Consider the following 16,448-nt stretch of genomic DNA (forward strand, 5'->3'; position numbering starts at 1 on the left):
CTCCTCTCAAAAAACAGTCAATTTTTTATTTGCTAACATACAAGCAACTTCTTGGATCATATCCTCTTGCCCACCAACAACTTTTTGTTTTCCTAATTCTATTAAGATATCTCTTGAATCAACATTCCATTTTTTAGCTGCTCGATTAGCATGTAATAGAAAACTAGAATACACTCCTGCATAGCCTAATATTAGACTACCTTTCGTAATTTCTTGTGGTGTTTGAAGAATTGGTGCAACAATTCCCTCTGCTAAGTCCATCATCTTATAGAAATCAATTCCTGTCTTGATTCCTAATCGCTCTAATACACCAATTAACACTTCAGTTTGGGTATTTCCCGCTCCTGCCCCTAAGCATCGTACACTTCCATCAATTCTAGTAGCTCCTTCTTCAATTGCTACTAGTGTATTTGCCATCGCTAGTGAAAGATTATTATGGGCATGGAAACCAACTTCAATAGCAATAGACCCTCGTAAAGCAGCAATACGTTCTTTTACTTCATGTGGTAGAAACGCTCCTGCAGAGTCAACCATATATACGACATCAGCACCATAGCTTTCCATTAATTTAGCTTGTTCTACTAATTTTTCAACTGGTGCCATATGGGACATCATTAAAAATCCGACTGTTTCTAATCCAAGCTCTTTAGACATCGAAATATGTTGTTTCGAAACATCAGCTTCCGTAACATGGGTAGCTATACGAGCCATTTTCGCTCCGATTTTTGCTGCCGTTTTTAATTCTTTTACTGTTCCAATACCAGGTATTAGTAAGACGGCAATCTTTGAATGATGGCAAGAATTAACCGCTGCTTCAATTAATTCAAATTCATTTGTTGTTGATAAACCATATTGTAGTGAAGAACCACCTAAACCATCTCCATGTGATACTTCAATAAAAGGCATTTTTGCATCATCAAGAGCTTTAGCAATTCGAACAACTTGATCTACTGTATACGAATGAGCAATTGCATGACTTCCATCGCGAAGTGCTACTTCAGTTACTATGATTTCTTTTTTAAACATTGCACTCCCTCACTTTCTTTAGGCACTTTTTTAAACGGTTTTTACAACTTCATATTGTGCAATCTCTTCTGCTACTTTTACTGCTGATGCAGTCATAATATCTAAGTTTCCTGCATAGCTAGGTAAGTAGTCTCCAGATCCTTGAACTTCTAAATAAACAGTTACAGTTGAACCATCTATGATTGGATCCATTCTTAAGCGGTATCCTGGAACATACGCTTGAACCTTTTTCACCATTTGTTTAATGGAATGAATCATGCTTTCATGGTTAAAATCTTTATTCGTAACTTTACAATACACTGTATCTCTCATCATAATTGGCGGTTCTGCTGGATTTAAAATAATGATCGCTTTTCCTTTTTTAGCTCCACCAATTTCTTCAAGTCCTCTGGCCGTTGTTACAGTAAACTCATCGATATTAGCACGTGTACCAGGACCAGCACTTTTTGAACTGATTGTTGCAACAATTTCTGCATACTCAACTTCTGCAATTTGACCAACCGCATGAACGATTGGAATCGTTGCTTGCCCGCCACATGTTATTAAATTGACATTGCTTTCGATAATATGTGAACCTAAATTTACAGGTGGTACGACAAATGGCCCAATTGCCGCTGGAGTTAAATCGATCACGCGTTTCTTTAATTCGCCAAGTACTTTTGCATGATGAAAATGCGCTTTTGCAGAAGTTGCATCAAACAATAAATCAGCCAATTCACTTCGTTCTATGAATCCTTGAATACCATTATCGATTACTTCAATTCCTAATTCCTTTGCACGGTTTAACCCGTCAGATTCTGGATCAATGCCGATCATCGTTGTTAATTCTAGAAATGGATTATTCTGTAATTTCATCATTAAATCTGTTCCAATATTCCCTGAGCCAATGATTCCGACTTTTAATTTATTCATCATTACCACCTCATTTAGTTGAATGAAATCGAAACTTCCCCTAATAATGGAAACTTCGCAGTAAATAAGTCTCCAGCATTTGCATTAATTGCAGCCGATAAAGCTCCTGATAAAATAATTTCTCCTGCATTTAGCGAGATTCCAAATTCACTTAATTTATTGGCTAACCATGCTACACAATGTATTGGGTTTCCTAACACCGCTTCTCCCTTACCTGAATTCATCAATTCTCCGTTACGATATAATTCCATCGTAACATTTGGCAAGTCAATTTCCCCTACATCGAAACGCTCATTGCCAAGTACAAATAAGCATGATGAAGCGTTATCGGCTACTGTATCCTCTAATCGAATTTTCCAATTTTCGATTCTACTATCAACTACTTCTATTGCAGGCACAATATAATCTGTGGCATTAATGACATCCTCAAATGTAATATTTGGACCGATTAAATCCTTTTTTAAGACAAATGCAATTTCAGCTTCTACTTTTGGTAAAATCATATTGGCAACTTGTACTTCACCGAAATTAGGAATTTTCATATCTGTTAGTAAATGACCGTAATCTGGTTCATCTACCCCTAATAACTCTTGCATGGCAATCGAAGTTAATCCAATTTTTTTTCCGATAATTTTCTGCCCTTTTTTCAATTTTTCTTCGACATTTGTTAATTGAATTTGATAGGCTTCTTTTTCAGTTAATCCAGGATAAACCTCGGTTAATGCTTTTATACTAACTCCACTCTCTTCTGCTTCTTGCAGCAAAATTGTTAGCTCATCTACACTAGTAATCTTCACTTTCTATCCCCTCCCTTTTATTTTTATAATTTAATCGTGATATTCGATAATTCACTATAAAACTCAAAGCTATGAATTCCACCTTCACGACCTAAACCGCTTTGCTTCATCCCTCCAAATGGTGTACGTAAATCTCTTAAATACCAAGTGTTTACCCAAATGATTCCAGCCTCAATTTGATGAGCAACACGGTGGGCTCTACGTAAATCATTTGTCCAAATCGTTGCTCCTAAACCATAATGAGTGTCATTTGCCCATTCGATGACTTCTTCTTCCGAATCAAATGGCATAACAGTCACGACTGGACCAAATATTTCTTCTTTAACACATCTAGAATCACGACTTAGCCCAGTAATGATTGTCGGTGTAATAAAGCATCCTTTTTCGATTGCATGAGGTCTACTGCCACCCGTTAAAATCGTTCCGCCTTCTTCTTTTGCCATCTCGATATAAGATAATACTTTTTCGTAATGTTCTTTACTAATTACCGCTCCGACTTTTGTACCTTCTTCAAATGGATCACCAATTTTTAATTCCTTTGTTTTCGCAACAAATTTTTCAATAAATTCATCAAAGATTGATCTTTGAACGTAAATTCTAGATCCACATAAACAAACTTCTCCCTGATTCATAAAAGATGATTTTAAAGTTGTTTCAATCACTTCTTCTAAATTAGAATCAGCAAAGATAATGTTTGGATTTTTTCCCCCAAGCTCAAACGATAATTTTTTTAATGTTGGAGCTGCCGCCTTCATAATTGCTGAACCTGTTTTTGTTTCGCCAGTAAATGTGATCGCATCAACATCGCTATGCTCTGTTAAAGCTGACCCTGCCGCATTTGCTCCAAATCCGTGAACAACATTCACAACCCCATCAGGTACGCCTGCATCTTTACAAATTTCAGCTAACACTGTAGCTGTCATTGGTGTCCATTCTGCTGGCTTCATAACCGCTGTATTTCCTGCTGCTAAACAAGGTGCTAGCTTCCATGTTAATAGTAATAAAGGTAGATTCCATGGGTTAATCATCCCAACGACACCAACAGGCCTACGATATGTATAATGTAAGGCAGTTTGATCTTGCATATGAGATTCTGAGCTTAATGTTGTAATATAATCAGCAAAAAAATAAAAATTGTGAGCCGATCTAGTAATATCAACTTCTAAAGCAAGATCATACGGCTTTCCGGTATCCATTGCCTCTAATGCCGCTAATTCTTCTTTACGAGCTAAGATTCCGTCGCCGATTTTTCGTAATACCGCTGCTCTTTGATTGCTAGTAAATTGTTTCCACTCACCTTTTAGCGCTCGTTTTGCTGCTTTTACTGCTAGATCAATTTCTAATTTTCCACCTTCAGAAACAGAACCTAACACTTCTTCAGTAGCAGGATTGATATTAAAAAACGTTTTTTGATTAAAAGAAGGGATATATCGTCCATCAATAAAGTGCTTACAATCGATCGGTAATGTTTTATTTTTCTTCTCTGTAACTTGCATAATAGGCACCTACCATTCTAATAGAATAAAAGGTGACACGAGTGTCACCAAATTTTTAATCCTCTATTTCTACAACCATTTCAATTTCGATCGCTGTATTATGTGGAAGCTGTGCCATCCCAACAGCTGACCTAGCATGTTTTCCTCTTTCTCCAAACACTTCTACTAAAAGGTCAGAAGCACCATTCATCACTTTTGGATGATCATAGAAATCTTCTGTACTATTTACAAATCCTAATATTTTTACAATTCGTTTTACTTTCGAAAGTTCACCTAATTCGTACTTTAATATACTAATTAAATTTAACATTGACTCTCTAGAAGCTGCATACCCTTCTTCGAGCGTCAACTCTCGTCCAACTTTTCCATGGTATTCATCTACACCTTGACCAGATGTAAATAATAGATTCCCTGTACGAACAGATTTTACATAATTACCTGAAGCCGGTCTTATTGGTTTAAGGGCATAACCTAAACTTATTAATCTATCTTCTGGAGTCAATACTTTGTTTTCCATGAAGTAAATCTGCCTCCTTAATGTTTAAAAATTTCAGCGCATTTCTTCCTAAAATCGCTTCTTTCATTTCTTTATTAATATCCATTTGATTAATCACTCTTCCAGGTGGCGTTTCTCTTAATAAGAATGGATAATCCGAGCCCATCACAATTTTGTCATAACCAAATCGGTTAATTAAAAATTGAATATTAATAGGATCGTAGTGAAGAGAATCAAAATAAAAATTACTTACATAATGACTTGGTGGATAGGCAGTTTTCCGCAAATGTGGCCATACCTTCCATCCTTGATCTAATCTAGGTAGAATAAATGGGAATGATCCTCCGCCATGTGCAAAACAAATCTTTAATTTTGGGTATTTTTCAATTACTCCACCAAATGTTAAGCTAGCAGCAGCTAAAGCTGTTTCACTTGGCATTCCAACCGTGTACATAAAGTTATGATCCGGCGTACGATCCTTCGCTAATGTTTCCCAAGGATGAATAAACAATGGGACATTCCATTTTTCAGCCATTTCAAAAAAAGGACTGAATTCATCACTGTCTAAATTTGTTCCATTGACATTTGTACCAATTTCCAGTCCACTTAATCCAAGTGTATGAATACAACGATCCATTTCTTGAATAGCTATTTCTACGTTCTGCATTGGTACTGTCCCTAACCCAATAAACTTAGAAGGATTCTTTTTAACAGTATTTGCAATAAAATCATTTTGAATTTGCGCCATTTCCAATGCAGCATTAACTGGTGCCCAATACGAAAATGTAACTGGAATTGGCGAGAGCACTTGCATTGTTACATCTTCATTATTCATGTCCTCAATTCTCTTTTTTGGACTCCAAACTTGATCCCTTACTTCCCTAAAAACTTTTCCAGCAACCATTATATTGGCACCGCATGAACATGTAGGTTGTAGAACCGGCCATCTTTCATGACCATATTTCTCAAAAAAATTCGGTAAATCCTCAGGAATTATGTGTGTGTGAAAGTCTATACGCATACCCATTCATCCGCTTCCTCTTTCATAATGTGACCACAGTTTTTACATGTTCTTAATTCAAGGCTAGCATTGAATTGTTCAATCGCTTCTTTTACTTGCGTACCGATATCCGTTAATTGAACTGTCTTTTTATGCATTTCTTCATTACACTCATCACAGAACCAAACAAAGCTTTCTAATTCACCTTCTGCTCTTTTTCGTTCAAGCACAATTCCATATGAATCTTTTACTCTATGAGGTGAATGTGGAACAAAAGAAGGAAGCATAAAAATTTCCCCTTCAGAAACTGTTACAACTTCGCGCTTACCATCTGGCGTAATACACTCAACATAGCAATTGCCTTTAATTTGATAGAAAAATTCATCTGCAGGATCGATATGGAAGTCCCTACGTTTATTTGGTCCCCCTATGATCATTGCAGCATACTCTGAATCTTCCCAAATAACTTTATTATTAACTGGTGGTTTTAATAGCTCTTTATTATCCTCAATCAATTTGAAAATATTAAAAACTCGACTTTTAAGATTCATCTTTTATCCTCCAATTAATTCATTTTTACTCGAACTCTCAAGTAAGCGCTATCATTATGCATTAATATAACCAAGCTGATTTGAGACTGTTTTAGCAGTTTTCACAACATCCTGAATCATTCGACTTATGTCTTGGCTCATCATATACGAAACTGGTCCAACCATATTTAATGCCGCAAAAGTTTGGCCAGTATAGGTTTGAATTGGAGCTGCAATTCCAAATAATCCTAGATCATTCTCATTGTTACTAATGCTATAACCATTCTCTTTAATGGCAGCCATTTCTTTTTTTAATGCATCAATATTCGTAATTGTATTTGGTGTATAAGCTTTAAATCCTTTTTCAATCGTTGTTTTTAAATAAGCTGGATTATATGATAGTAGGATTTTACCAGTGCTCGTACAATATGCAGGTCGCTTAGCCCCAATAAATGTCGGGACAGGGATCGAATGTTTAGAGGAAACTTTTAAGACGAATCTTACGTCTCCTTTATCAAACATTCCAATATGAACGGTACTATCATAATTTTTTAGTAGATTTTCTAATAATGGAATGGCTTCGCTATATATGTCTTGCTGATACATAACGTGATTACTCCATTCAAGCAACTTCCAACCAAGTCGATACTTTTTCTTACTATCTTGAATTAAAATTCCTTCAGTACAAAGGGTTCGCACTAAATGGTGGACCGAGCTTGCATTCATATTTAATTTTTCGGCAATTTCTAAATTTCCTAGGACTGGTTCTTCTTCTGTAAAGCAATCTAATATTCTAGAAATCTTTTGAACTGAAGAGATCATTAGATCCCTCCTCTTTGATGCTAAAAAATTTCATAAAATCCCTGCTTTCTAAAATTAATCAGTTAACTTTAGAATTCGCTAGATTAGTCGATACTCCTTTTAAGTTTTTTGCTCCGTCTAATGCATCGTCCACCATACTAAACGTTTTCTTACGTTTCATTTGGTTATAGTAAATTGCTCTTTTTCGGATTGGGTCACCAGTATAATATCTTTCATATTGAAGTGCTCTTTGTCCAAATGCCTCTCCACATAAATCCCATGCAAGTTTGAACAATTGTACTCGGTCTAATGAGGATACACCTTCACGTCCAACATAGTACTTATCCATAGCATCTCTTAGCTCAGGATGTTCAAAGTCTGCTTCTGTTGGTGACATTAACAAGCCACCTGCACCAATTGTTTGAATCACTTCAATTGCCCTTGGATACATTGTTGGAAGTAAGCCACGAATTGTCTCAAGTGGTTCCCAAGCCGGTCTTACTTCACCTGAAGGTAATGTCTCATATTCTGTTTCAGAAACTCGAAGTAAAGCTCGAATTGTTTCCACTGATTGTAGTAATTCCCCTAAGTCATTTTGGACATTTAAATAAACATCTACTCCAATTGAATCAGCTAACTTGCAGGCTACCTCTACTGCAAAAGCTAATTTTATGTATCCTCTTACCCCAGACTGGTGAGCAGGCTGTTGGGCAATACCTGTTTTGGGATATAGATTATTTGCAGCTTCAACATTATTATGAATAAATACACGATTCCAAGGAACTAACACATCCTCAAATACAAGAACAGCATCCATTTCTTCGAATCTAGATGCTAATGGATGATCAAAAAATGATCTTTTACCATCTTGCATCTGTTCTCTACATAAAATTTTCAATCCCGGCGTGTCAATTGGCAGTGCAAATGCTAAAGCATATCGCTCATCACCTTCGTGGAATCCAGGGAATGAATAGATAATAACCTCATCTGTAATTGGTGCTAAAGTTGCAAGCATTTTAGCCCCTCGAACGACTAATCCATCAACCGTTTCTTCAACTGCACCTAAATGAGTAAATAAATCTTTTTGTTCATAAGATGGCTTACTGCGATCATTTTGTGGGTTAATAATTGCATGCGTTAAGAAGATATCGTTATCACGAACAAATTTGAAATAATTTTGGACATTTTTTGACCACTCTGGATTATATTTATCTAAAAACCATGAATTACTTGCCATAGAAGTTAGGACAATGTTCAAGAAATCCGGTGTTCTTCCCATTAAACCAAATGTTGATTTTGCATATGCCTCGAACAAATCTCCACGTTTTTTAATATCTTCAGCTGACTTTGGCACTAAAAACGCATTCGAAACTCGCTCACCAGTTTCTTCACAAATATGTGTGATTTTGTCTTGATAAGCTGGATCGAACTGCATATCATATAATTTTGCAATCTCTAGAATCGGTTGCTTGAAAACTGGATGGTTTACGATATCTTCTACCTTTTCTCCACCTAGCCATACCTCTGGCTTTCTAGATTTTAGTCCATCAATATATTGCGCTCCTGTACGAATACCCATTTCATCATTCCTCCACTTTCGATATGTAATATTTTGAACATTTGCTTTTAAATCGAATCCGGAAAATTTTTAAAGCGCTTTCAAAAAGGGCAATTTCACGATCTTAAATGATTTACACCACCTACTACCTTTTATTTAACCTAATTTCACTATAAAAAATTATAAAATTTTGAACAATCAAATAATTTCACAATGTGAAATTTCTTAAATTTTTCACATAAAAAAAATAAGACACCATTAGCGTCTTATTTAAAGTCCTTCCAAGAGATATTACTCTCGTTAAGTAACTCTTCAAATGATTTATTTTTCTCACGTAATCTTTTTTCTTCACGAATACGTGCTTCTTCTTCCTCTTTTAGCTTCGTTTCATTTTCTTGCAATTGTTTTTTTGTATTTTTTAATTTTTGAAGAATATCTTCATTCATTAATGAGCCTAATGATATTTTTTCTTTTTGTTCGTACGACGGTTTTACAGGCTGCTGTGGTTTTCTTTTTTTCATTTTATATCACCTTCGATTTCCATTATTCTATCATTAATTACTAGTAGAAAGAGAATTACTTCATTCTTGCTTATATTATAAAGCTACTATTTCTCTTTTTTCAAATGTTAAAATCTATTTTGTCCTCATAAAAAAACAATAGGATGCTTAGGGGCATCCTATTGTTTTTTTATATTAAAAATCTGCATTTCCTGGAGTACGTGGGAATGGGATTACATCACGGATGTTTTTCATTCCTGTTAAATACATAACAAGTCGTTCAAATCCAATTCCATAGCCTGAATGTTTTGTACCGCCGTATTTTCTAAGCTCTAAATACCACCAGTAATCTTCTTCATTCATACCAAGTTCTTTGATTCGCTCCACAAGGACGTCTTCTCTTTCTTCACGTTGACTTCCTCCGATTAACTCGCCAATACCAGGCACTAGTAAGTCTGTCGCAGCAACTGTCTTGCCATCCTCATTTGCTCTCATATAAAATGCTTTAATTTCTTTCGGATAGTCAGTTACGTATACAGGACGCTTGTAAATTTCCTCACTTAAGTAACGTTCATGTTCAGTTTGTAAATCTGTTCCCCATTCAACTGGGTATTCAAACTTCTTACCTGAGTTCTGTAATAATTCAACAGCTTCAGTATAAGTAACTCGACCAAAGTCAGATTCTAATGCATTCTTTAATCTGTCAATAAGCGTTTTATCAATAAAGCTATTAAAGAATTCCATTTCTTCAGGTGCTTGTTCAAATATGTAATTAATGACATATTTGATCATATCTTCACCCAGGTCCATGATATCCGGTAATTCTGCAAAGGCAACTTCTGGCTCGACCATCCAGAATTCAGCGGCATGACGTGCAGTATTTGAATTTTCTGCTCTAAATGTTGGACCAAATGTATACACATTACGGAACGCAAGTGCGTAAGCTTCTCCATTTAATTGACCACTTACCGTTAAGTTAGATTCTTTACCGAAGAAATCTGCACTTTCATCAACTTTTCCGTCTTGAGTTTTTGGAAGTTGGTTTAAATCCATTGTTGTTACACGGAACATTTCTCCTGCGCCTTCTGTGTCACTTCCCGTAATAATCGGCGTATGTACATAGACAAAACCTTTTTCTTGGAAGAATTTATGAATAGCATATGATGCAAGAGATCTTACTCTGAAAACTGCTGAGTAAGCATTCGTTCTTGGACGTAAATGAGCAATTGTTCTCAGATATTCAAGCGAATGTCTCTTTTTTTGTAATGGAAAATCTGCATCTGATAATCCTTCAACAACTATTTTAGTCGCTTTAATTTCAAAAGGTTGTTTCATTTCCGGAGTTGGAATAAATTCACCTTCTATTAAAACAGTAGAGCTAATCGGTAATTTTGTAATCTCTTTGAAGTTATCAAGATTGTCCTCAAATACTATTTGTACACTCTTAAAGAATGTACCGTCGTTTAACTCCATAAAACCAATTGTTTTAGAATCACGTAAAGTACGAATCCATCCTGAAATTTGAACTGTTTTGTCCTTAAAATTTTCTTGATTTCTGTATAAATCTTTTACTACAGTCTTTATCATAATTAGCCTCCTTATGTTAATTTTCCAATAAAAAAAGCCTTCTATCCCTATAAAAGGGACGAAAGACTAACTTCCGCGGTACCACCCAAATTGTCAAAAATATGACCAACTTTAAAGCTAACATCGCTTAACCCAGTTCATAACGTGCTGGTAACGTCTAAGCCTACTTAAGAGATCCCTTTCGGTTAGAACTCAAAGGTGTTCTTCATTTATGCTTCATCACTAGGCTTCCACCGTCCCTAGCTCGCTATCGAATATAGCAAAAACTACTTTCCTTTTCATCGATTTAAAATATGTAGTTTTTAAAGGAATTTTTCTTGTATAATTTATCATAAATCATAATCTTTTGTCTAGTTGTCCCGATAAATATATTCATTTGAATTTATATGATACACAAACATTCCCCACTTTTCCACTGCAAACGCATTCCTAACAAGTGCAAATAAAAAAATAATCGACTAATTAATCGATTATTTTTTGTAACTACTTAACTACTAAAAACTACCTAAGATCATAAAATCTACAAGAACTCCACTAACGGGATTTTCCGAACCTAATACATTAATTCCTAGAACTGTTACACCAGTAATATTCGTTACATTAGCAGATACATATTTTCCAGCAACATTCTTCTCTCGCATTTGCACTCTCGGTCTTGCATTTATATTAGCGTTCGTAGAATATACACTTGCCACTGCATAGTCGATTGCTGTTAACAAAGGATTACCAGTTGCTAACCCATCGTCTGTAAAATAAAGTGTTGCTACACCATTTACATCAGATGTGGCTTGTCCATACACAATTCTCATTACTTTTTTAGGATGCGATTCTCCTGATTTCAACACTTGAAAAGCTGTTGGCGATAGTGAAAAAAATTCGACGCCCATATCAATTCCCCTTGTAATAATTTAATATCTATTACAAAAACAAATAGACAAAGAAACACAGTTAGTAAAATGAATGATTGTCCAAAGTATATTACTATTCTATGTATCGTTTTTTTGTTTGTTACTTTCTACTCGCATTTATGCTTCCTTATGAACACAAAATTTCAAGTAAAATACTATGCAGTGTTTTATTCAAAAATAAGAGAATACAATAAAAGTAGATCCTCCTACATCCCATTTATATCAAGAATGTATAAAAAGCTGTATATCATGAGAAAAAACCAAAAAACCAATCCCTTGCAGCACAAGGGATTGGCTTTTTGGTTACTTCCGTTAAGAATCTTTATGTAAACTAGAAATGCATATAATATGCATTTGGAAATTAAAACGGTGTTACACCACTGTATATTGAAAAAAAACGAAAAGACCTATATCTTATGTACTAAGAGATAGGTCTTCTTATAATTTCTGTTTTAAGAAGCTTTATGTAAATTAGATTTGTATTCACTATTTATAAAATAATTTTTGTTCTGAACAGAACTCACTTGTTCAGTACTACTTTCTGGAGCTGGCCTCCCAACACAATTATAATAAATATCTCCTATGTTAAAAAGAGTCCATAATGCTTGCTTTACCTCAGCTCCATGATTGCTGATTGCTGATTCCCAACCTTTTTTAAAAGCTGTTTTACGAGTATACCCCAAAGCTTTAAATCTCTTGTATTCACTACTTAGCTTTGATACCAGTTTAGTTGCGCCACCTACTGTTTTTAAAGCAGATTTTATTTTTAGTATCTTTGAAATAGGAATGGCTCCACCTAATAATGCTATTCCGATGGCTACTATACATTCTCCTGTATTAAAATTAGGATAATATGGAGGCATTACATCATTATTCTGCCCTGGAAGTGCAAATGATGATCTAGGCTTAGAAATTTGAAAATATACCTCGTCACCACTATCTATGTATTGATAAGAACCCGCAGGTATCCCAGGTGTATTATATCTCATATAATTAAATATAGCTTGAGGTCCATTGGCAATCACATCATCAGGCATATTTTCAATTACGTCTAACATTGGTATACTTTCGTTAAGTTGTTCATCTATATTAGTGTCAGTTAAAAATTCCTCGTCACTAATATAGTCAGAAACAATAGGATCCTCTTCAATCTCGTCAGCCTTAGCCCAGTTTTCAAAACTGAAAGAAATTACAATAGCAAAAGAAATTATTACTGCTAAATACTTTGACCATAAACGCACAAAATAACCACCTTTTCTGTAATATAACCATATTTTACCACTTATTTTAAATTTTCTAAATATTTTATTACATTTTTATTATAAATTTATTAAAATATAATTATATAATTTTAAATATTAAAGGAGTTGTTTTTATGGGAATTATCGTTCAAAAGTATAGAACTATTTTCTTTTTTTTAATTATCATCGTAAATATAATTTATATAACTTTAGATAATAAAAAAATAGAAACAATTATATCAATTGTAACTCTAGTAATTGCTACATTACTTTATATTATGAAAATGAGATATGATAACAAGAACGTTAAAAACAAATAAGCTACAAATATAAGGGCTTCAGGAATATAATAATCCGGTTTTCAGATACATATGAGTTAATTAAATTAGCAATATAAAAAGGATATTAACATTTATATTAATATCCTTTTTTTTATTGTTGTAAATATTTTTTTATGTACAAATGATCCAATGAAAATACCAATAAACGCAAGAATCATCCATGATGATCCATTTAGGCCTAGTCACAGGGTTACTGTCATAAACCGCAAAGTATCTGGCTACAAAAGTGTTAATACAAATCATTTATCTAAAGATTGCTTAATGATAGTTACCAAAAACCACTGTTTTTGTAACTACTCTGTCCATTTTTCGCTTGAATGATTGCCATTGAATTCTATAATTACCAAAAGTTATGGCCAAAAGTATTACCAAATACCTTTACTACAACTTTAACGTACTCTTGACTACTTTACTTTGCGGTCTATAGCACGAACCCTGTGACTAGGCCTATTACCGAGAAGCGTATTTATGTAAACTAGATTTGTATATGAGCTGATATGATGAAAAATGCACCAAAGCCGAAGATCATGACAGATGGTTTACAGGAACAAATATTACTTATACGTTCAAGCATGATAGTGAGATTGATTTTGATTATATCGAATTGAGCTTAAATGCTTGCGATAAAAAGGGGACAAAATTGAATACGAATTTTAGAACATCACGGATGTAAAAGCAGGGCAAACGTTCAAGATTACAGTTAATATGTACCAAGAAGGATATGACCATTATGATGTAAATGCTTTTACAAATAGTGCATTAGAATAGATAATCAAGGGCTCTTTATGAGCCTTTTTTTTATTTTTTTGGGAAATTGTACGAATTACCCCAATTTACAAAAAAATCTGACAGACTTAAAATAAAGTTATGTGGTATTGGTTAAATAATCCATATAATCAAATTAGTATTAAATTAGTATTTATTAAGATTCCGAGGTGAATTCATGAAAAAACTTCTGCCGTTAATTAGCTTGGCAATAACAATCGTAACTGCTTTCATCCCGACAAACCCTAAAGAATTACCATATTATCATTGGTTTGGGAAACCGAATCCAGTTTTTGGATATACAGAGACAGGGCATCATACAGGTTTATTACAAAATGTTATTTTTAATTTCTTAACGTTTTATTTGGGATTATATATAATCTTTAAAATCTTTAAAATCTTAGTAGCAAGAAGAAACGCTTAGTTAATTGTGGGTATAAGGAATTATACATAGAAAAATTAGATTAGGATAAGGAGAGTAAAATTATTATGAAATTGAAGCAGAAATTATCCGTGGCATTGTTAGCAGGATTAGTTGCAGTCGGTCCTATGACTTCAAAAACTTTCGCAGCTGAGGTTAACCCTACAACAACACAAGAGGAAATTCAACAGCAAGTATCTGATTATTTCGCTGAAAATCCAGATTTTCTAAGTTATGCAACAGATGATGAATTGGCCAATTTACCACCGGATGCACCTGTTGTTGAGTTTGGTAGTTTTGAAGAATTCAAACAAACGATGGATCAGTTCCAAACGGATGTTCATTCTTACGAATCAGCTATGGAGTTTGAACCGGAAAACATTATAACAGAAGCAGAGGCTCCAGGAACGGTTTCGGTATACCCAAATATTATTGGTGAAGGAGATAAAGTAGCAATAAAAGAAATTGTATGGCATCCAAGAGATGATTTTGGTTTTTGGATGGACCCGATAGAAGAAACTCTATTACCGTGGAAAATGTATATGGATATCAATTATTCTTATACTGGATCTGGTTCAACTAAAAAATTCACGAAAATAAATGGTGTTAAATCGGGAGATACAGATATTCTTTCTATTTCATCTTGGCAACAAACTGATAAAGTAACAAGTTTTTATGACTCAAATAGGGGAGTTAAAGCAACTATATATGGAGACCGTATATGTCAAGCTAGTATATTTGGTGTACCAGTTGGCTTTAGATACCACGAGCACTTCACTAAAAAGTACCATTTTTCTTGATTTATAGATACAAAAGCTATGACTCTATTAAAGGGTCGTAGCTTTTTTTAGATCCGCAGAAATTCCGGAGGCTAAAAAATTGGAATTCCGTTCCTTCCATAGTTTTAATTACCAAAAAGGGCTCAATTTGAGCCTTTTTTTTGTTGAAAAGAGGTTTGTATGACCTGATTAGAAGCATCCAAAAAGAGTTAGTCCTATCTATACCTTACTCACTTTCAGTATGAGGTGACGATATTTCCGTGCCTTTAATTACCAGGGTTAAACCATTGATTATAGGTAGGTATGTATGTAGTAGGATAAAGTTAAGTTAATACCTAACATTAATTTTAATGTTAATATTAATAATTCAATTGGGATGACTACCCAAGAGAAAATCATGATGGAGGCTGATTAGGATGAGTAAAAATATTTATGAGATTGTGACGGATAAAATAACAGAAAAGCTAGAAGCAGGGACTATTCCGTGGAGAAATGGTGGGGCAGTATCTTGGAAAACTCAGAAGCCGTATCGTAGAATTAACATGATGTTATTGGAGCCGGGTGAGTACTTTATTATTGGGGTAGATTAATCAAAAAAATTAATTCTAAGATCATCTGATAAAAAGGCGTATGGTTATAAACCATAATTGATAAGGAAAAGAGAAAAAGTTCTTCAATCGAAGAACTTTTTTTATTACCGATAAGCGTACTTATGTAAATTAGAAATAAATAAATCTAACAAAAAAGGACCGATAGAAATATAAGTAAAAAAAAGAGGACACAATCCTCCTTTTTTTATATGAATTAAAGAAATATTCCCCTTTTAAGTTGGAGCAACACTCAAGGTTTTTTCTTCTAAGAACACTATATATTTTGATGGAGTTCGTCAAAATATATTGGACGTAAAACGGACATTTATTATAATATAAGAGGACACAAAGAGGACTTTTTTACTTTTTTCCAGTACCCATAAAAACACTAGGCTTTGCCTAGTCCCACAACCTAGTTGGGGGCAGTTTTTCCTTATGCTCTTTCTCACAGGTTTTGGTGTATGGCCATGATTTTAAATTTCTACAAAAGGTGTGATACATATGGAAATAAAAATTAGAGGATTAGATCCAGTGATTGTAAAAAAATTTGATGAAATGGCAAAGATTGCTGTTACTCCAGAAATAGATGAACTTGAAAGCAGCTATCAATATATCATCACCAAAAATATTTAGGTAATGGAAAACATGGTGATTCAGGTAAAAAAGTTACGAAATGTAATTGAAGATTTAATGGAGGAAT

The 16,448-nt window shown here is 34.2% G+C and carries 17 protein-coding genes and 1 other annotated feature; of the genes, 4 read left to right on the plus strand and 13 right to left on the minus strand.

Features of this window, described 5'->3' with window-relative positions:
* Positions 1-6: 6 nt before the first annotated feature.
* The 13 genes from dmpG to CN925_RS05880 form a co-directional block, all read right to left on the minus strand.
* Entirely contained in the window at positions 7-1,026 is a 1,020-nt protein-coding gene (gene dmpG, locus CN925_RS05820; protein WP_098845312.1) for a 4-hydroxy-2-oxovalerate aldolase, read from the minus strand.
* 30 nt (positions 1,027-1,056) lie between these two features.
* Entirely contained in the window at positions 1,057-1,938 is an 882-nt protein-coding gene (locus CN925_RS05825) for an acetaldehyde dehydrogenase (acetylating) (protein WP_098845313.1), read from the minus strand.
* Between the two features lie 14 nt (positions 1,939-1,952).
* Positions 1,953-2,729, minus strand: coding sequence for a 2-keto-4-pentenoate hydratase (locus CN925_RS05830; RefSeq protein ID WP_483295169.1), 777 nt, complete (start codon positions 2,727-2,729; stop codon positions 1,953-1,955).
* Positions 2,730-2,758: 29 nt separating this feature from the next.
* The gene (locus tag CN925_RS05835) at positions 2,759-4,231 is read right to left on the minus strand and encodes an aldehyde dehydrogenase (RefSeq protein WP_098845315.1); all 1,473 of its coding nucleotides are present in this window, start codon (positions 4,229-4,231) and stop codon (positions 2,759-2,761) included.
* 55 nt (positions 4,232-4,286) lie between these two features.
* Positions 4,287-4,748 (minus strand): RidA family protein, encoded by a 462-nt coding sequence (locus CN925_RS05840; protein WP_098845316.1) that lies wholly within the window; start codon positions 4,746-4,748, stop codon positions 4,287-4,289.
* Positions 4,717-5,754: an amidohydrolase family protein gene (locus tag CN925_RS05845; protein ID WP_180232866.1), complete on the minus strand. Its 1,038-nt coding sequence runs from the start codon at positions 5,752-5,754 to the stop codon at positions 4,717-4,719. Before CN925_RS05845 ends, CN925_RS05840 begins: the two co-directional genes overlap by 32 nt.
* The gene (locus tag CN925_RS05850; protein WP_098845317.1) at positions 5,739-6,278 is read right to left on the minus strand and encodes a 3-hydroxyanthranilate 3,4-dioxygenase; all 540 of its coding nucleotides are present in this window, start codon (positions 6,276-6,278) and stop codon (positions 5,739-5,741) included. The genes CN925_RS05845 and CN925_RS05850 overlap by 16 nt, the downstream gene beginning before the upstream one ends.
* A 54-nt stretch (positions 6,279-6,332) precedes the next feature.
* Positions 6,333-7,079 (minus strand): IclR family transcriptional regulator, encoded by a 747-nt coding sequence (locus CN925_RS05855; protein WP_098845318.1) that lies wholly within the window; start codon positions 7,077-7,079, stop codon positions 6,333-6,335.
* A gap of 58 nt (positions 7,080-7,137) precedes the next feature.
* On the minus strand, positions 7,138-8,637 hold the full coding sequence (locus CN925_RS05860) for a 4-hydroxyphenylacetate 3-hydroxylase family protein (RefSeq protein ID WP_098845319.1): 1,500 nt from the start codon (positions 8,635-8,637) through the stop codon (positions 7,138-7,140).
* A 245-nt stretch (positions 8,638-8,882) separates the two neighbouring features.
* On the minus strand, positions 8,883-9,137 hold the full coding sequence (locus CN925_RS05865; protein ID WP_098845320.1) for a YqkE family protein: 255 nt from the start codon (positions 9,135-9,137) through the stop codon (positions 8,883-8,885).
* Positions 9,138-9,311: 174 nt separating this feature from the next.
* Complete coding sequence (gene asnS, locus CN925_RS05870) at positions 9,312-10,703, minus strand: asparagine--tRNA ligase (RefSeq protein ID WP_098845321.1); 1,392 nt, start codon at positions 10,701-10,703, stop codon at positions 9,312-9,314.
* Positions 10,704-10,754: 51 nt separating this feature from the next.
* Positions 10,755-10,994: a binding site (T-box leader), on the minus strand.
* Between the two features lie 203 nt (positions 10,995-11,197).
* Positions 11,198-11,590, minus strand: coding sequence for a hypothetical protein (locus tag CN925_RS05875; RefSeq protein WP_098845322.1), 393 nt, complete (start codon positions 11,588-11,590; stop codon positions 11,198-11,200).
* Between the two features lie 473 nt (positions 11,591-12,063).
* Positions 12,064-12,852 carry a hypothetical protein gene (locus CN925_RS05880; RefSeq protein WP_098845323.1) on the minus strand — a complete coding sequence of 263 codons (789 nt, stop codon included), beginning with the start codon at positions 12,850-12,852 and terminating at the stop codon, positions 12,064-12,066.
* 1,284 nt (positions 12,853-14,136) lie between these two features.
* Between CN925_RS05880 and CN925_RS05890 the strand changes: the two genes are divergently transcribed.
* The 4 genes from CN925_RS05890 to CN925_RS21530 all read left to right on the plus strand — a co-directional run bounded on the left by CN925_RS05890 (position 14,137) and on the right by CN925_RS21530 (position 16,381).
* The gene (locus CN925_RS05890; RefSeq protein WP_098845325.1) at positions 14,137-14,382 is read left to right on the plus strand and encodes a hypothetical protein; all 246 of its coding nucleotides are present in this window, start codon (positions 14,137-14,139) and stop codon (positions 14,380-14,382) included.
* A gap of 65 nt (positions 14,383-14,447) precedes the next feature.
* Entirely contained in the window at positions 14,448-15,179 is a 732-nt protein-coding gene (locus CN925_RS05895) for a hypothetical protein (RefSeq protein WP_098845326.1), read from the plus strand.
* A 395-nt stretch (positions 15,180-15,574) separates the two neighbouring features.
* Entirely contained in the window at positions 15,575-15,748 is a 174-nt protein-coding gene (locus tag CN925_RS05900; protein ID WP_180232867.1) for an ArdC-like ssDNA-binding domain-containing protein, read from the plus strand.
* A 501-nt stretch (positions 15,749-16,249) separates the two neighbouring features.
* Positions 16,250-16,381 (plus strand): hypothetical protein, encoded by a 132-nt coding sequence (locus CN925_RS21530; RefSeq protein WP_286138274.1) that lies wholly within the window; start codon positions 16,250-16,252, stop codon positions 16,379-16,381.
* Positions 16,382-16,448: the final 67 nt, after the last annotated feature.

It is taken from the genome of Bacillus sp. AFS055030 (assembly GCF_002574545.1).
Lineage (GTDB): Bacteria > Bacillota > Bacilli > Bacillales > Bacillaceae_G > Gottfriedia.